Source organism: Streptomyces sp. NPDC047028, from assembly GCF_040644095.1.
Taxonomy (GTDB): Bacteria; Actinomycetota; Actinomycetes; order Streptomycetales; family Streptomycetaceae; genus Streptomyces.
Map to the genome: position 1 here is coordinate 69,131 of NZ_JBEYVS010000030.1, position 17,031 is coordinate 86,161.

The 17,031-nt window shown below is 72.4% G+C and carries 16 protein-coding genes; 6 read left to right on the top strand and 10 right to left on the bottom strand.

What is annotated here, in order from left to right; all coding sequences use genetic code 11:
- Window positions 1-11: 11 nt before the first annotated feature.
- From ABZ854_RS25290 to ABZ854_RS25320, 7 genes are all read right to left on the bottom strand, one after another.
- Window positions 12-944, bottom strand: a complete 933-nt coding sequence (locus ABZ854_RS25290; protein WP_361214680.1) for a serine/threonine-protein kinase — start codon at window positions 942-944, stop codon at window positions 12-14.
- Window positions 941-2,788, bottom strand: a complete 1,848-nt coding sequence (locus ABZ854_RS25295; RefSeq protein WP_361214682.1) for an ABC transporter ATP-binding protein — start codon at window positions 2,786-2,788, stop codon at window positions 941-943. The genes ABZ854_RS25290 and ABZ854_RS25295 overlap by 4 nt, the downstream gene beginning before the upstream one ends.
- Before the next feature lie 284 nt (window positions 2,789-3,072).
- Window positions 3,073-3,876, bottom strand: a complete 804-nt coding sequence (locus tag ABZ854_RS25300; protein WP_361214684.1) for an FAD:protein FMN transferase — start codon at window positions 3,874-3,876, stop codon at window positions 3,073-3,075.
- Window positions 3,869-4,729 carry an FMN-binding protein gene (locus ABZ854_RS25305; RefSeq protein WP_361214686.1) on the bottom strand — a complete coding sequence of 287 codons (861 nt, stop codon included), beginning with the start codon at window positions 4,727-4,729 and terminating at the stop codon, window positions 3,869-3,871. The genes ABZ854_RS25300 and ABZ854_RS25305 overlap by 8 nt, the downstream gene beginning before the upstream one ends.
- A 28-nt stretch (window positions 4,730-4,757) precedes the next feature.
- Window positions 4,758-6,140, bottom strand: coding sequence for a ferredoxin reductase family protein (locus tag ABZ854_RS25310; protein WP_361214688.1), 1,383 nt, complete (start codon window positions 6,138-6,140; stop codon window positions 4,758-4,760).
- A gap of 59 nt (window positions 6,141-6,199) precedes the next feature.
- On the bottom strand, window positions 6,200-6,682 hold the full coding sequence (locus tag ABZ854_RS25315) for an FMN-binding protein (protein WP_361214690.1): 483 nt from the start codon (window positions 6,680-6,682) through the stop codon (window positions 6,200-6,202).
- A 61-nt stretch (window positions 6,683-6,743) separates the two neighbouring features.
- Window positions 6,744-8,096, bottom strand: a complete 1,353-nt coding sequence (locus ABZ854_RS25320) for a ferredoxin reductase family protein (RefSeq protein WP_361214692.1) — start codon at window positions 8,094-8,096, stop codon at window positions 6,744-6,746.
- Between the two features lie 153 nt (window positions 8,097-8,249).
- Here ABZ854_RS25320 and ABZ854_RS25325 point away from each other — a divergent pair, with 153 nt between their 5' ends.
- The 3 genes from ABZ854_RS25325 (at window position 8,250) to ABZ854_RS25335 (ending at window position 11,218) form a co-directional block, all read left to right on the top strand.
- Window positions 8,250-8,987: a response regulator transcription factor gene (locus ABZ854_RS25325; RefSeq protein ID WP_361214694.1), complete on the top strand. Its 738-nt coding sequence runs from the start codon at window positions 8,250-8,252 to the stop codon at window positions 8,985-8,987.
- Complete coding sequence (locus ABZ854_RS25330; RefSeq protein ID WP_361214696.1) at window positions 8,987-10,462, top strand: HAMP domain-containing sensor histidine kinase; 1,476 nt, start codon at window positions 8,987-8,989, stop codon at window positions 10,460-10,462. The genes ABZ854_RS25325 and ABZ854_RS25330 overlap by 1 nt, the downstream gene beginning before the upstream one ends.
- A gap of 159 nt (window positions 10,463-10,621) precedes the next feature.
- Window positions 10,622-11,218: a hypothetical protein gene (locus ABZ854_RS25335; protein ID WP_361214698.1), complete on the top strand. Its 597-nt coding sequence runs from the start codon at window positions 10,622-10,624 to the stop codon at window positions 11,216-11,218.
- Window positions 11,219-11,233: 15 nt separating this feature from the next.
- Here the strand turns inward: ABZ854_RS25335 and ABZ854_RS25340 are convergent, their stop codons facing one another.
- From ABZ854_RS25340 to ABZ854_RS25350, 3 genes are read right to left on the bottom strand one after another with little or no spacing between them, the layout of a single operon-like run.
- Entirely contained in the window at window positions 11,234-11,611 is a 378-nt protein-coding gene (locus ABZ854_RS25340; RefSeq protein WP_361214700.1) for a hypothetical protein, read from the bottom strand.
- Window positions 11,612-11,617: 6 nt separating this feature from the next.
- On the bottom strand, window positions 11,618-12,319 hold the full coding sequence (locus tag ABZ854_RS25345) for a L,D-transpeptidase family protein (RefSeq protein WP_361214702.1): 702 nt from the start codon (window positions 12,317-12,319) through the stop codon (window positions 11,618-11,620).
- 3 nt (window positions 12,320-12,322) lie between these two features.
- Complete coding sequence (locus tag ABZ854_RS25350; RefSeq protein WP_361214704.1) at window positions 12,323-12,910, bottom strand: pyridoxamine 5'-phosphate oxidase family protein; 588 nt, start codon at window positions 12,908-12,910, stop codon at window positions 12,323-12,325.
- Between the two features lie 140 nt (window positions 12,911-13,050).
- Here ABZ854_RS25350 and ABZ854_RS25355 point away from each other — a divergent pair, with 140 nt between their 5' ends.
- From ABZ854_RS25355 to ABZ854_RS25365, 3 genes are all read left to right on the top strand, one after another.
- Window positions 13,051-14,244 carry an argininosuccinate synthase gene (locus ABZ854_RS25355; protein ID WP_361214706.1) on the top strand — a complete coding sequence of 398 codons (1,194 nt, stop codon included), beginning with the start codon at window positions 13,051-13,053 and terminating at the stop codon, window positions 14,242-14,244.
- A gap of 111 nt (window positions 14,245-14,355) precedes the next feature.
- Window positions 14,356-15,789, top strand: a complete 1,434-nt coding sequence (argH, locus tag ABZ854_RS25360; protein WP_361214708.1) for an argininosuccinate lyase — start codon at window positions 14,356-14,358, stop codon at window positions 15,787-15,789.
- 205 nt (window positions 15,790-15,994) lie between these two features.
- Window positions 15,995-16,966 (top strand): aldo/keto reductase, encoded by a 972-nt coding sequence (locus ABZ854_RS25365; RefSeq protein ID WP_361214710.1) that lies wholly within the window; start codon window positions 15,995-15,997, stop codon window positions 16,964-16,966.
- The last annotated feature ends 65 nt before the right edge of the window (window positions 16,967-17,031 follow it).

Here is a 17,031-nt window from a genome sequence, read left to right on the forward strand (position 1 = left end):
GGCCGAGCGGCTCAGACGCGGGGAGCGGGGCGCTGCCGGACGGGGAGGGTCGCGTCGAGGGCGGCGGCCAGAGCGGCGACGGTGGGCCGGGACGCCGGGTCGGGCAGCAGACAGCGGTCGATGGCGGCGGCCAGCGCGGACGGCAGCCGGCGCCGGGACACGACCGGCGGGGCGCTCTCCTCCAGCTGCGGGTACCAGTCTCCGGGACCGTCACCGAACGGGCCGCCGCCGCTCCCGCCGCTCCCGCCGCTCCCGCCGCTCCCGCCGTCCGAGTCGTCCACGGTCTCGCCGGGATCGAACGGCACGTCACCGCAGGCGACCTCGAACAACGTGACTCCGATGCCCCACACGTCGGCCGCGGCCGTCAGCGGCCCGCCGCGCGCCTGCTCCGGCGACAGGTAGCCGAACGTGCCCAGCCCGGCCGGCGCCGGACCGGGGGGCCGCGCCACGCTGAGATCGAGCACCTTCGCGTGCCCGCGGTCCACCACCACGTTGGACGGCTTCAGGTCCAGGTGCAGCAGACCCCGGCCGTGCAGGTAGTGGACCGCCGAGCACACCTGCACGCCGAGCAGCGCCACGTCGGCGGCGGCCGGCCGGCGCCGCAGCCGGTCCACCAGATGGGACAGCGTCTCACCGGTCAGGGTCTCCAGGACCACGAGCGGCTCGGGGCCGTCGAAGGCGTCGTAGCCGCGGACCAGGTGCGGATGGCTGAACTCGCGCAGCCAGCGGCCCTCCCGCAGCAGCCGTCCGGTCATCCGCGGCTCGCTCCGCCGGTCGGGCCGCACGACCTTGACCACGCACCGGCAGTCCCGCTCCGCGCTCCAGGCGTCGTACACGTCGAGCCAGCCGGTGCGGGTGAGGTGGGCGAGGATCTGGTAGCCGGGGGCCGGCCGGGCGCCCGGGGCCAGGAGCGGCGGGGCCTGCCGGACGGTGGAGACGCTCACGACAGCACCTTCCCGTCGTCGGGGAGCGCGGTCATGGCGTTCAGCCGGTGCAGGCGGGCGTACGGCCCCTCGTGCCGGAGCAGGTCCTCGTGGGCGCCCTGTTCGACGACCCGCCCCTGGTCGAGGACGACGACGCGGTCGGCGTCCCGGACGGTGAGCAGGTTGTGGGAGATGACGACCGTGGTCCGCCCGGCCATCAGCCGGCGCAGCGGGTCCATGATCCGCCGCCCGGAGCGGACGTCGAGCCCGGTGGTCGGCTCGTCGAGCAGCAGCACGGGCGCGTCCCTGATCATCGCGCGGGCGATCGCCAGGCGCTGGCACTGGCCGCCGGACAGGGTCCGGCCGCGCTGGCCGACCAGGGTGTCGTAACCCGCCGGGAGCCGCTCGACGAACGCGTGGGCGTCCGCCGCGCGGGCCGCGGCGACGATCTCCGCGTCGGTCGCCCCCGGCCGGCCGTAGGCGATGTTCTCGCGCACGGTGCCGTGGAAGACGAGGGTCTCCTGCAACACCACCGCGACGCTCTCCCGCACGTCGGTGAGGCGCAGCTCGCGCAGGTCGGTCCCGTCGAGGAGGACGGCTCCCCGGTCGGGGTCGTAGAAGCGCAACTGCAGTTTGGCGACGGTCGACTTGCCGGCGCCGCTGGCCCCGACCAGCGCCAGGGTCTCGCCCGGTGCGACGTGGAAGGAGACGTCCGTCAGGGCCCACGCCGGTGAGCCCGGATAGCGGAAGCCGACGCCGTCGAAGGTCACCTCGCCCCGGACCCGGCCGGTGTGCCGGGCGCCCGTGACCTCGGCGACCTGGGGCCGCTGGTCCAGGAGTTCGATGATGCGTTCGGCCGAGGCGGAGGCCGCGTAGAAGGTGGTCCCGAGGTGGGACAATGAGCGCACCGGGCTGTACAGCTTGGTGATGAGGGCCAGGAAGACCAGCAGCCCGCCCAGCGTGAGCTGGCCCTGGGCGAGTTTCCAGGTGCCAAGACCCATGACCGCGAGGCCGCCGCACACCTCGATGATCTCGACGACGGGACCGTAGACGGCACGGATCCGCGCCGACGCCATCGCCGCCCGGAACCGGCCCTCGTTCTCCGTGTCGAACCGGCGCTCCTCCCACTCCTGCCGGTTGTACGCCTGCACCAGCGCGACGTTGCCCAGCGACTCCTCGGCGATGGCGCTGATCGAGCCGCTGCGCCGTCTGCGTTCCCGCGAGGCGTCCTTGATCAGCCGGGAGAAGTGCCGGGCGGCGGCCCAGAACAGCGGCACGATGAACAGGGCGAGCAGGGTCAGGTCCCAGCGCAGGTAGACCAGCAGCCCGAGGAAGACGCCGAGCCGGACCACGTAGTAGAGGGCGTTCGCGACGCCCGAGAGCAGGAACGTCTCGACCGCGTCGACGTCGCCGGTGACCCGGGACAGCACGTCCCCGAGCCGGCGGCGTTCGAAGAAGCCGAGCGAGAGGCCCTGGACGTGCCGGAACACGTCGGAGCGCAGCCCGAGCAGGAAGCGTTCGCTGACCCAGGTGGAGGTGACGTCGTCCGCGTAGCCGAGGGCGCCCGAGCAGATGATGAGGCCCAGGTAGGCCGGTGCGATCCACAGGAAGGGATGCAGGTCCCGGGGGACGAGCACCTCGTCCACGACGACCTTGAACAGCCAGATCTCCGCCGCGTCCACGCACGGGCCGATCAGGCTGAACAGGAGGATCGGCGCGAACCAGCGCCGGCCGCCCCGGGTGTAGGGCCAGAACCTCCTAAACACCTCGCGCAGCGGCACCGGGGGCGCCGCCGCGACCACGGCGTCGGAGGACGACCGCGGAGCGGACCGGGTCCTCCGGACTCCGGTCCGCTCAGCCGGCATGTGTGGTCACCACTTGTGACCCGAGTTGTTGTGGCGGTTGGTCCGGCGACGCCGACGCTGCCTACGCATCGACGTGTCGTCGACCTGTGAGGTCGTGTCCTTTCCGTTGCGATCGTGGCCGAACTTGGCAGGGAAGAGACTGCTGAAGATCGCCATGAGGTTCCTCCCGAAACATGCGACACAAGTGATACGGGGCAGGGGCGCGCCCGGATGGCCAATAAGGTGAAATTTCGGGAGGAAAATCACAAGGCGCAGGTGAGGGCGGTGTCCGCGTTTTCGGTTGTTCAGCCCAGCCGGTCGGCCAGTCCCGCGGTGCAGCGGACCTCGTCGCCCGCCGTGATCAGCAGGGCCTCCACGTCGGGCAGGGACTCCAGCCAGGCGAGGCCGGTCCGCGAGCCCATCGCGAAGGCGGCCGTGGCCCAGCAGTCCACGAAGGTCAGGCGGGGGCCCACCACGGTGACCGAGACCAGGTCCGTGACCGCCGAGCGGCCGGTGCGCGGGTCGACGATGTGGTCCCCGCGCTCCGCCGTGCCCGACGTCGCCACCGACAACTCGGCCACCCCGGCGGCCGAGATCACCGCCGCCAGCCCGCCCGGCCGGAGCGGATCGGCCACCCCGACCCGCCACGGCCGCTGCGGTTCCGGCGCACCCAGCATCTGCACGTCCCCGCCGCCGTTGACGCTGACCCCGCACACACCGTCGACCTCGGCCAGCGCCCGCGCGGCGCGCTCTGCGGACCAGCCCTTCACGATGCCGGTCGGGTCCAGCGAGCCCTGGTACCGGGTGCTGAACCAGCCCTCGCTCAGCCGCTCCGCCTCGGCTGCCAGCTCCAGCACCTCGGTGACGTCGGGAGCGCAGTCGCCCAGAGCCAGTTCGCCCCGGACCAGCCGGGACACCTCGCTGTCCGGCCGGTAGGTGCTGAACAGCGCGTCGGCCCGGTGCAGGCCCGCGACCGCCTCCCGCAGCGCGGCCCGTACGGCACCCGGTTCCCCGCCGCGGACGTCGAAGGAGAAGACGGTGCCCATGACCTCCTCCGCGTGCCGCACCGTGGCGGGAGTGCCGGCCTGCCCCGCCACCGGGTCAGCCACCGGCCTGGTCCAGCGCCGACTGCAGCGACTTCTTGTACCCCTCGCTCGTGTAGGTGGCCCCGGACACGGCGTCGATGTCCGCGGACCCCGTCGTCACCGCCTCCAGGTTGAGCTTCGGCACGGCGAGCGCGGTCTTCTGGTCGCTGACCCCGCCCTTGGGCGCCTGGAGTGCCTCCGCCCTGACGATCCTTCCCCCGCTGACCGTGATCCGGACCTGCACGGTCCCGTAGTCGGTCCGCACGGCCTTCCCGGTGACGGTACGGCCCTGCGCGGAGCCGGAGGCTGACCCGGACCCGGACCCGGACCCGGACCCGGAAGCCGAACCTGAACCCGAACCGGACGTGGAACCTGACCCTGAAGGGGAGCTCGCGCCGGACCCGGACGCAGCCGGCTTCACCTTGTCCAGCGCCGACTGCAGCGACTTCTTGTACCCGTCACTCGTGTACGTCGCCCCGGACACCGCGTCGATCCGCGCGCTCTGGGCCGCCACCGCCTCCTGGTTGAGCTTCGGCACGGCGAGCGCGGTCTTCTGGTCGCTGACCCCGCCCTTGGGCGCCTGCACCGCCTCCGCCTCGGTGATCTTCCCGTCGCTGACGGTGAGCCGCACCTGCACGGTCCCGTACTGGGTCTGCGTCGCGTCCCCCGTCACCGTCCCGGTGCCGCCGGGCCGTACCCCGCCCTGGGCTCCGCCCTGCGGTGACTCCTGCCCGGCCGCCTGCCGCTGCGGCGCCCCGCCGGCCGCCGTCGCCGGGGCCGCGTTGCCCGCGGGCTTCAGCGACAGCAGCAGCACGACCCCGGACACGGTGGCGGCGCCGGCCAGCACGACGCGCCGGAGGGGGTGGCTCTTCCTCATCTTTCCCAAGCTCCCGTTCGTCCGTCGCTCACATCTCGAACGACTCGTGATGGATGCGGCGGGCGGGAACCCCCGCGCCGCGCAGTGCCTCGTACACCGACTGCGCGAAGCCGGGCGGCCCGCACAGGAAGGCGTCGTGCCGGTCGATGTCCGGGATCTTCCGCTCCAGGCTCTCCGCGGAGATGTCCGGCCGCTCGCCCTCCGGGCTGTTCACCGCGTACATCAGCCGGGCGCCCCGCTCCTCGGCGATCGCCGCCAGCTCGTCCCACAGGGCCAGGTCCTGCGTGGTGTTGGCCCGGTACAGCAGCGTGATGTCACCGGCCGCCCCGGGCAGCGTCTCGAACAGCGCCCGCATGGGTGTGATGCCGACCCCGCCCGCGACCAGCAGCACCTTGCCGCGGCTGCGGCGCCGCGCGGTCAGCGCCCCGTACGGCCCCTCCGCCCACACCCGGGTGCCCGGCTCCAGCTCCCGCAGCCGGGCGCTGTGGTCGCCGATCGCCTTCACCGTGATCCGCAGCATGTCAGGGCGGGGCGCCGCCGACAGCGAGTACGGGTGCGAGCTGAACCGCATGCCGGGGGAGAGGAACCGCCAGCGGAAGAACTGGCCCGCCTCCGCGCCCATCCGGTGCAGCCTCCTCCCGCCGATCAGCACCGACACGATGCCCGGCGTCTCCTCGACGACGGCCTCCACCCGCATCCGGTGACGCAGGTTCAGCCGGACCGGGGTGAGGATCCGGTACCACACGACCAGCGCCGTGACCGAGCCGTAGAGGCCGTACCAGAAGGTCTTCGCGACCGGGGTCAGCGCGAAGTCGTTGCCCGTGCTGATCTGGTGCCAGAACGTCAGGAACACCGCCGCGTACGTCATCAGGTGCACGTGGTACCAGCCGTCGTAGGGCAGTCGGCGGCGGACCACGCCGACCGAGGTCAGCCCGATCACCACCAGCAGGCCCGTGCCGATCGCGGCCTTGCCCATGTCCGGCAGCTGTTCGACGGAGTCGACGGTCTGCCCGACGATGTCGCCGAGCGACTTGCCGGCCTGGAGCGCGTACCCCCACATGATGAGGAAGACGTGCGCGAGGACCAGGCACAGGGTGTACCGGCCGCTCATCGCGTGCCAGCGGGCCACCCGGTCGGAGCCGACGCGCCGCTCCAGGGCGGGCACGCGCGCCATCTGGAGCACGACCAGGGCCATCAGATAGCCCGCCAGCAGGCCGGTGATCCGGCCCGCGTTGAGGATTCTCCCGTTGCCGTCCGCGATGGACGGCGTGTTCTGCCACCAGAGCCACAGCACGGCCGCCGCGCCCGCCCATACGGCGATCAGCAGCGGGACGGCCGGGGAGCGGCGCGGGCGGATGCGGCGCATCGTCTGTCGTCGGGCGGCACGTCCGCCCGCGAGCGTGGTGGTCACGGTTCCTCCGTGGGGACTTGACCCATGGCCCACTGATACGCACCGGCCCCGCTCCGTGTTCAGACGCCCGCCGAGTCCAGCGCGGACTGGAGCGAGAGGCGGTAACCGTCGCTGGTGTAGGTCGCCCCGGACACCGTGTCGATCCGCGCGCTCTGCGCCGCCAGCGCCTCGCGCCGCAGCTGGGGCAGGGCGTAGCTGTTGATCTCCTGGTCGCGCGGGTTGTCCTCCGGGTAGCTGACGGCCGTGACGTCGGTGAGCCGCCCGTCCGTGAGGGTCACCCGCACCCGGACCGGTCCCCAGCGGGTCTGGACCGTCTCGCCGGTGGCGGTCTTCGTCCCCGAGGCGGCGGCGGGCGCGTCGCTCCCGCCGGCGGACGAACCGCCCGACGAACTGCTCGAGGAGGAAGGCGACTTGGCGTTCGCCGTCACCACCGTCGGTGTCGTGTGCGGCTTCAGCGACAGCAGCAGCACCATCCCGGAGACGGTGGCCGCGCTGGCCAGCACGATGCGGCGGAAGGGACGGTTCTTGTTCAACGCGTGCACAGCGGGCCTCGCACCTCTCGCAGGACACTCATGATGAGGACGGTCATGACTCGCGGCGCCCTCACAGCTCGAACGACTCGTGGTGGATACGGCGGTCCGGCACCCCCGCCGCCCGCAGCGCCCCGTACACCTCCTGGGCGAAGCCGTGCGGGCCGCAGACGTAGACGTCGTGGCCGGACAGCCCGGGGAAGGCCGAACGCAGCGACTCGGCCGTCAGGGGCGGTCGCTGCCCCTGCGGGCCGTTGAGCGCGTACCGCACCTGCGCGCCGCGCCAACGGGCGATCGCCTCCAGCTCGCCGCCCAGCGCCAGGTCCTCCGCGTTCCGCGCCCGGTACAGCAGGGTGACCTCGCCGGGCAACGTCTCGAACAGGGCCCGCAGCGGGGTGATGCCCACCCCGGCGGCGATCAGCAGCGTGCGGTGACTCGATATCCGGTCCGCGGTCAGGGAGCCGTACGGCCCCTCCGCCCACACTCGGGTACCGGGCCGCAGGAGCGGCACGGCCGCGCTGTGGTCGCCGAGCGCCTTGACGGTGATCCGCAGCAGGTCCGGGCGCGCCGGCGCCGACAGCGAGTACGGCGTCGACGTCCAGCGCATCCCCTCGCCGAGGAACCGCCAGCGGAAGAACTGCCCGGGCCGCGCACCCAGCGCGTCCAGGTGCCGCCCCCGCACGACGACGGAGTACACACCCGGCGCCTCCCGGTGCACCGACTCCACGCGCAGCCGGTGCCGTCGGTTCAGCCGGATGGGCGCCAGCACCCGGAACCACAGCACCACGGCCGCGGCCCCCAGGTACAGGGCGTACCATACGGCGGTCGCCACCGGCTCGCCGTTGAACTCGTCCCCCAGGGTCAGTTGGTGGAAGAAGGCCAGGAACACCGCCGCGTACGTCAGCAGGTGGACGTAGTACCAGAACTCGTGACGGGTACGGCGGCGCACCGCGCGCGCCGAGGTGATGCCGACCGCGAAGAGGATCAGCGTGCCGGCGGTGGCCTTGAGCATGTCCGGGTAGTCCAGGACGACGGTCACCGTCTCGTGCCACAGCGAGGCACCGTCCTGCGCCGCGTACCCGGACAGGATCAGCGTGATGTGCGCCACGAGCAGACAGACCGTGTACCGGCCGGCCATCGCGTGCCAGCGGGCCACCCGGTCCGAACCCACCCGGTTCTCCAGCAGCGGCACCCGCGCCATCAGGGCGACCAGCACCGCGCACGCGTAGCCGCACAGCAGCCCGGCGATCCGGCCGGCACCGGTCAGCACGCCCGCCGTACCCACCACGGACCCGGTGTCCGCCCACCACAGCGCGACCACGCCCGCCGCCCCCGCCCACAGCAGCGCCAGCACCGGCCCCGCCGGGGAACGCCGTACGGCCGGGGGCAGCGGCGGGGCCGCCCGCCTCGCGTCCACGGTGGTCATCAGTCGTCGTTCCCTTCGTCCGTCGGCCCTGCCACTGTGCGGCGCGTAGCTCTGAGGAACCTCTCAGCGGACCCGTCCGGAGCACATTCACAACAAACTCAGAAGGGGCCCCGGCGGCCCCCGCCACCCCGCAGGGGCGATGCTGGCAACGCGATGAACACGACCTGCTCCGGCCGCCCGGCCCTCACCCGCCCCGACGGCACCCCGCTCCGCGTCCTCGTCGTCGACGACGACCCCGACCTCGCCGAGGTGCTCACCGGGGCCCTGCGCTACGAGGGCTGGGAGGTGCGCGGGGCCGGCGACGGCGCCTCGGCGGTCGCCACCGCGCGCGAGCTGCTGCCCGACGCCGTCGTCCTGGACGTGATGCTCCCCGACACCGACGGCTTCACCGTGCTGCGCCGGCTGCACGAGGTGCGGCCCGGCGTCTGTGTGCTCTTCCTCACCGCCCGGGACGCGGTCGAGGACCGCATCGCCGGCATCACCGCGGGCGGCGACGACTACGTGACCAAACCCTTCAGCCTCGAGGAGGTCGTCGCCCGGCTGCGCGGCCTCCTGCGCCGCGCCGGCATGGCCCGCCAGGCGGAGGAGGGGCCGCGGATGGCCGTCGGCGACCTGGTCATGGACGAGGAGGCGCGCGAGGTGACCCGCTCCGGCGAGCTGATCGAACTCTCCCCGACCGAGTTCGAACTCCTGCGCTTCCTCATGCGCAACCCCCGCCGCGTCCTGAGCAAGGCCCAGATCCTCGACCGCGTCTGGTCGTACGACTTCGGCGGCCGGGCACATGTCGTCGAGCTGTACATCTCCTACCTGCGCAAGAAGGTCGACGCCGGCCGCGAACCCATGATCCACACGGTGCGCGGCGCCGGCTACGTCCTGAAGCCGGCGGCCTGATGCGCTCCGTACGGCACCTGCCCCGCCCCCGCACCCTGCGCGCCCGCCTCACCGTCGGCCTGGTGGTGCTGCTCGCCGTGAGCTGCGCCGCCGTCGGCCTGGCCGCGGTCGTGGAGCTGAACGGCTTCCTCACCCAGCGCCTGGACGAACAGCTCGTCCAGGTCGGCACCCGGTTCCCGGAGAGCCTGGAACACCAGGGCCTGGTCCCGGACGACCACGACGGCGACGAGTACGGCGACACCCGCCGCCAGGCCACCGGCACCTTCGGCGCACGCCTGGTGCACGGCGTCATCACCAACAAGGGCCTGATCCGCTCCGGTGATCCGTCCGCCGACCTCGGCGTGAACCTCACCGCCGCCGACCGCGAGCGCCTCGCCGCCGTGCCGGCCGACAGCCGACCGCACACGGTCGACCTCTCCGCCCTCGACGACTACCGGGTCCTCGCTTCACCCGGCCGGGACGGCGACGTCCTGATCGTCGGCCTCCCCCTGGAGTCCGTGCAGGCCGCCGTCCACCGGCTGGAACTGGTGGCCGGGATCGTCTTCGGCCTCGCCCTGGTGGTGGCCGGCGTGGCCGGCGCCGGCTGGGTCCGCTGGTCGCTCCGCCCGCTCAGCCGGGTCGCCGCCACCGCCACCCGGGTCAGCGAACTCCCGCTCGCCAGCGGCGAGGTCGCGCTGCCCGCGCGGGTGCCCGAGTCCGACCCGCACGGCGAGGTGGGACGGGTGGCCGCCGCCGTCAACCGCATGCTCGGCCACGTCGAGGGCGCCCTGACCAAGCGCCACGCCAGCGAGGAGAGGCTGCGCCGGTTCGCCGCCGACGCCAGCCACGAGCTGCGCACCCCGGTCGCCTCCGTGCGCGGCCACGCCGAACTGGCCCTCCTGCATCCGGGGCCGGTGCCGCCGGAGGTGACACGGGCGCTGGAGCGGATCACGGCCGAGTCGTCCCGGATGGGGGAGATGGTCGACGACCTGCTCCTGCTGGCCCGCCTGGACGCCGGCCGCCCGCTGGAGTCCCTGCCGGTCGACCTCACCCGCCTGGTGCTGGACGCGGTCACGGACGCGCGTGCGGCGGGCCCCGAGCACGGCTGGACCCTGGACCTCCCCGAGGAACCGGTCACCGTCACCGGCGACGCCCACCGCCTCCAGCAGATGCTGGCCAACCTGTTGGCCAACGCCCGTCTGCACACACCCGTGGGCACCAAGGTATCGGTGACCCTGGACTCCGGCCCGGACGGGGCTCGGCTCCTGGTGCACGACGACGGTCCCGGCGTCCCGGACGACATCCGGCCCCACGTCTTCGAACGCTTCACCCGCGCGGAACACCGTCGCCGCCCCCACGCCCCGGGCGGCGGAGCGGGCCTGGGCCTGTCGATCGTCTCCGCGGTGGCGGAGGCACACGGGGGAACCGTGGGGCTGGCGAGCAGCCCGGGGGCGACCACGTTCACTGTCGGACTTCCGGCCGGTGAACGCACCTAGGGGCAATACCGGTGACGTTGGTGGGCAGTTGAGCGGCGCACGCGGGAAGCCCGTGCGCTGCCTCGCCCAGGAACCCGGACGGGCTCCGCAGCGTCTCCCTGGAGGAGGCGGGACCCGCGGCGGGGCCGTGGGGGCGGGCACGCGTGCGGGGAGGGCTGCGTGAACAAACGCGAGGCGGCGCTGGCGATGGGGGCGGCCGACGGGCTGGGCGGGTACCGGGGACTCGCGGTCCCGCGATCCGCGGGCGGCGACGCGTTCTTCATGATGCTGGGCGTGCTCTTCGTAGGGACGGCGAGCTACGAGCTGGTCAGCGGTGTTCACCGCTGGCCCGACGGTCTGGTCACGACCCTGTGCCTGGTCATGGGCCTGGGCCTGGCCGGCCTCACCTGCTGGCCCCGGTTCGAGCGACGCGAGGGCGGCCCGATGACGCACCTCTACTGCTTCGAGGACGGCTTCGTGATCGCCGACCGCGACTCGATGCGCGCGGTCCGCTGGGCGCACATCACCGTCACCGCCGAGAGGTGGGAGTCGGGAACGGGCGACGACCGCGAGTCGGGCACTCGCCGCACCCTACGAGCACCCGAGGGCACCGTGCTCGCCCACTTCACCGGCCGGGAGCCCGAACAGATCGGCGGCTACCGCGTGCTGCGCCTCCACCAGGCGGCCGTCGAGCGCGAAGACGCCCGCCCGCTGCCCGATCTACCAGTCGACGACCGGATCGAGCAGTCGGACCGGGGCGGAGCGGAGGAACCGTGACGCGCGCCGCGTCGGTCATCCACCTGGGCCCGCGAACAGTGCGGCGATGTCCGGGTGGGCGTGAGAGGGATGCTCAGGGTGCACCCGGTAGGTGTCGTAACCGGGGATGCCGGAGTCGGGCTCCACATCCCGCAGCACGAGCAGCCTGCGCACCTCCTCCGTCTCCGGCCCGTCCTGGCACGCCCGGACCGCGTCCTCCAGCGGCAGTCGGTCGAGCTCGGCCGTCCGACGGCGGTCCCGGCAGGCGGACGCGGGCTGCTCCCGCGCGCGCAACCGCTCGGCCGGCGCCGCGGTCGGGGTCGTGGCCGGTGCGGGTGGCGGCGTGCCCGGCTGGTGCCAGGCCGCCCGAAGAGCGAGGCTGCGGCAATGTGCGGCTCCGCCGCGTGGGCGCACCGAGGCTCAATACCGCGTGACCGCTGTGACTCCGTCGGCCGTACCGATGACGATGTGCGGCGAGCGAGAGGGCTCGGCCCACCGCAGGATCCGCCGCATGTCGTCGGACGGTACCGACACACACCCCGCCGTCGCCCCTCGCCCGTTGACGTGCAGAAAGATTCCGGCCCCCCGCCCCCGCACGGGCCGCTCGTAGTTGAACCCGATGACGAGCCCGTACGAGTACTGCGGCCGGTAGGACACCAGGTGCTCGGACTCGGCGCCCCGGCAGTCCGCCGGCAGCGGATCGACCCAGCGGTTGTACGCGCGGGAGGCGGTGTCCTCGCACCACCACGAACTCTCCAGCACCGGCCGGTACTCGACGGTCGTACCGCTCGGCGGTGCCTCGATGCCGAAGCCGAACGGAATGTCGTAGAGCCCGGTCGGCGTGGTGTTCGTGCCCTGCTTGCGTGACGTGCCCTCGACCAGCCCGTTGGCCCCGAACCGCGCCGGCGCCGATCCGGCGCGTACCCACCGGCCGTCCCGCAGGTCCCACCAGCTGACCGTGCCCGACGTCGACTCGGTTCGCGGGGCCCGGGCGACGATCAGCTGGGTCCCGCCCCCGGTGTCCGCCAGCCGCGCCGGCAGTGGCTGCTCCGCCCGCGGCGCCGCACCGAGCACGCAGACGACGGACGCGGAGACGAGGGCGAGGGCGAGACCGGGGCGCATGGCTCAGACGCTAGAGGGCGGCAGGGGCAACGGCAGCCCGGGTAGGCCATCCAGGCTCGTCGCGACGTGCTCCTTCTTCTCGAAGTAGGCGTTCAGCGAGGTGTCGTCCTCCCGCGCGAACCGCTTGCCGTGCAGGTCGCGGTCCTCCTCGTACGCCATGAAGGGCACCGCGTAGCCGCAGGTGTCCCGCACCAGTTCGGCGCGCACCACGACGACCGCGCGCAGTCCGTGCGTGCCGGTGTCGATGTCCGGGAAGTGGCCCAGCAGCTCCGGGAAGCGCGGGTCGTCGCGGAAGACCGGCTCGCCCCGGCCGTGGACGCGCACGATGTTCGGCGGCCCCTGGAAGGCGCACCACATGAGGGTGATCCGCCCGTTCTCCCGCAGGTGCGCGATCGTCTCGGCGTTGGAGCCGGCGAAGTCGAGGTAGGCGACGGTGAGTTCGTCGAGGACGGCGAATGAGCCCCTCAGGCCCTTGGGGGAGAGGTTGACCGTGCCGTCGCCGGACAGCGGAGCGGTCGCGGTGAAGAAGAGGGGCTGCTCCTCGATGAACGTCCGGAGCCTGCCGTCTATGCGCTCATAGGTCTTTCCCATGACAGGTGATTATCGACGGAGATCTTTCGGCTGTCTAAGTAAATCTCGGGCGGGAGACTCCCGGGCGCGCCCCGATTGACGAATCATGCGGAGTTCTGCATACTCATGCATGTCAGCGAATGCACTGTGAGGAGAAACCCGTGACCGAGCGCGTCGTACTCGCCTACTCAGGCGGTCTGGACACCTCCGTCGCCATCGGCTGGATCGCCGAGGAGACGGGCGCCGAGGTCATCGCCGTTGCGGTCGACGTCGGCCAGGGCGGCGAGGACCTGGACGTCATCCGCAAGCGCGCCCTCGCGTGCGGCGCCGTCGAGGCCGAGGTCGCCGACGCCAAGGACGAGTTCGCCGACGAGTACTGCCTCCCGGCGATCAAGGCCAACGCCCTGTACATGGACCGCTACCCGCTGGTCTCCGCCCTCTCCCGGCCGACGATCGTCAAGCACCTCGTCGCCGCCGCCCAGAAGCACGGCGCCACCACGGTCGCCCACGGCTGCACCGGCAAGGGTAACGACCAGGTCCGCTTCGAGGCCGGCATCGTCGCCCTCGCCCCCGACCTGAAGTGCATCGCCCCCGTCCGCGACTACGCGATGACCCGGGACAAGGCGATCGCCTTCTGCGAGGCCAAGCAGCTCCCGATCGCCACCACCAAGAAGTCCCCGTACTCCATCGACCAGAACGTCTTCGGGCGCGCCGTCGAGACGGGCTTCCTGGAGGACATCTGGAACGCCCCGATCGAGGACATCTACGAGTACACCTCCAACCCGGCCACCCCGCGTGAGGCCGACGAGGTCGTCATCACGTTCAAGGAAGGCGTCCCGGTCGCCATCGACGGCAAGCCCGTCAGCGTGCTCCAGGCGATCCAGCAGCTCAACGAGCGGGCCGGCGGCCAGGGCATCGGCCGGATCGACATGGTCGAGGACCGCCTCGTCGGCATCAAGTCCCGCGAGGTCTACGAGGCCCCCGGCGCGATCGCCCTGATCACCGCCCACCAGGAGCTGGAGAACGTCACCGTCGAGCGCGAGCTGGCCCGCTACAAGCGGCAGGTCGAGCAGCGCTGGGGCGAGCTGGTCTACGACGGCCAGTGGTTCTCCCCGCTCAAGCGTGCCTTGGACGGCTTCATCAACGAGGCCAACCAGCACGTCTCCGGCGACATCCGGATGACCCTGCACGGCGGCCGCGCGGTCGTCACCGGCCGGCGCTCGGAGTCGTCGCTGTACGACTTCAACCTGGCCACGTACGACACGGGCGACACGTTCGACCAGGCGGCGGCCAAGGGGTTCATCGACATCTACAGCCTGTCGTCGAAGATCGCCGCGAAGCGGGATCTCGCCTGAGAGTTCCGTTGGGGGCGGTGGAACGGTGCGGGTCGTATGTGGCTGGTCGCACCGTTCCCCGCGCCCCTTTCAGGGGCGCCATACATCACCTTTCTTGAGGAGCGCAGGTCAGTGAGCAGCAACAGCGGTGACGTACGGCTCTGGGGCGGCCGTTTCGCCGACGGTCCCGCCGAGGCCCTGGCGAAGCTGTCCGCGTCCGTCCACTTCGACTGGCGACTGGCGCCGTACGACATCGCCGGTTCCCGTGCCCATGCGCGCGTGCTGCACAAGGCGGGGCTCCTCACGGACGACGAGCTGACCCGGATGCTGGCCGGACTCGACCAGCTGGAGGCCGACGTCGCCGACGGCTCGTTCGTGGGCACCATCGCCGACGAGGACGTCCACACCGCCCTGGAGCGCGGTCTGCTGGAGCGGCTCGGTCCCGACCTCGGTGGCAAACTGCGCGCCGGCCGGTCCCGCAACGACCAGGTGGCCACCCTCTTCCGGATGTACCTGCGCGACCACGCCCGGATCATCGGCGGCCTGATCGCCGAGCTCCAGGACGCGCTGGTCGGCCTGGCCGAGGCCCACCCGGACGTGGCCATGCCCGGCCGCACCCACCTCCAGCACGCCCAGCCGGTCCTGTTCGCCCACCACGTGCTGGCGCACGTCCAGTCGCTGTCCCGGGACGCGGAGCGGCTGCGCCAGTGGGACGAGCGCACGGCGGTGTCGCCGTACGGCTCGGGCGCCCTCGCGGGCTCCTCCCTCGGCCTGGACCCGGAGGCGGTGGCGAAGGACCTCGGCTTCGAGCACGGCAGCGCCGGAAACTCCATCGACGGCACGGCCTCCCGGGACTTCGTGGCCGAGTTCGCCTTCATCACCGCGATGATCGGCGTGAACCTCTCCCGGATCGCCGAGGAGGTCATCATCTGGAACACGAAGGAGTTCTCCTTCGTGACCTTGCACGACGCGTTCTCCACGGGCTCGTCGATCATGCCGCAGAAGAAGAACCCGGACATCGCCGAGCTGGCCCGGGGCAAGTCCGGCCGCCTGATCGGCAACCTCACCGGCCTCCTGGCGACCCTGAAGGCCCTGCCCCTCGCCTACAACCGCGACCTCCAGGAGGACAAGGAGCCGGTCTTCGACTCCTGCGACCAGCTGGAGGTCCTCCTCCCGGCCTTCACCGGCATGATGGCCACCCTCACGGTGAACCGCGAGCGCATGGAGGAACTGGCCCCGGCCGGCTTCTCCCTCGCCACCGACATCGCCGAGTGGCTGGTCAAGCAGGGCGTGCCGTTCCGGGTGGCGCACGAGGTCGCCGGCGAGTGCGTGAAGGTCGCCGAGGCCGACGGCAAGGAACTGGACGACCTCACCGACGAACAGTTCGCCAAGATCTCCCCTCACCTCACCCCCGAGGTCCGCACCGTCCTCAACGTCCCCGGCGCCCTGGCCTCCCGCAACGGCCGGGGCGGCACGGCCCCGAGCGCGGTGGCGATCCAGCTCACGGAACTGAAGCAGAACGTGGCGACCCAGCACACCTGGGCCAACGCCAAGAAACAGAACTGATTCGACGTCCGCCTGTGCGCGCCCCAAAGGGGCGCGGGGCTGTCTCGATGTGCGGCTCCGCCGCGTGGGCGCGACAAGCCACGACGGTGCCGCAAGCGCGAACGGCACCGCACGAACCGCCCCCTCAGGCGCAGCCAAAGAGCATCGTGGGCTTACGTTGGTCGAACCGAATCCGTACCGGACCCCCGACCGAACGGAGCCCGCGATGCCCTTCGCCCGCCTGGCGACAGCGACAACCCCCACCTGCCACCTGGGCCTGGGCCTCGCCGCAGTCGGCCGCCCCGGCTACATCACGCTGGGCCGGGACGAGGACCTCGGAGCGAACCGCAGCGCGGACGCGCTCCGCACCCGTACCCATGAACTCCTCGACGCCGCCTACGCCCAAGGCGTCCGCTATGTCGACGTCGCCCGTTCCTACGGCCGTTCGGAGGAGTTCCTCGCCGACTGGCTGGCAGCCCGCCCCGGCCTCGACGACGTGGTCGTCGGCAGCAAGTGGGGCTACACCTACACCGCCGGCTGGTCGGCGGACGCCGAGACGCACGAGGTCAAGGACCACGGCCTCGCCACCTACGAGCGCCAGCGCGCCGAGACCGACGAGCTGCTCGGCGACCGGCTCGACCTCTACCAGATCCACTCGGTGACCCCGGACAGCCCGGCCCTCACCGACACGGAACTGCACGCGCGGCTCGCCGAGGCCGCCGCCGGGGGCCTGACGATCGGCTTCTCCACCAGCGGCCCCGCCCAGGCGGACGCGATCCGCGCGGCCCTCGCCGTGACCGTCGACGGCGAGCCCCTCTTCCGTACGGTCCAGTCGACCTACAACGCCCTGGAGACCTCGGCGGGTCCCGCCCTCGCCGAGGCGCACGACGCCGGGCTCACCGTCATCGTCAAGGAGGGCATGGCCAACGGCCGGCTCGCGGCACCGCACGCCCCGGACGCCCTGAAGGCCGTGGCCGACGAGACCTCCCTCGGCTGCGACGCCGTAGCCCTCGCCCTCGTCCTGCGCCGGCCGTGGTCGGGCGTGGTCCTCTCCGGCGCCGCGACCGTCACCCAGCTCACCTCCAACCTCCACGCACCCGCCGTGGACCTCGACGACGGCCATCTGGAGCGCCTCGCCGGCCTCGCGGAGGACCCGCACGTCTACTGGGAGCGGCGCGCACAGCTGCCCTGGCACTGAAGGACACCGCGAACACCCTCCCATGAGACGCGCACGCCCATAATGAGACAAGAATGTCTCACATG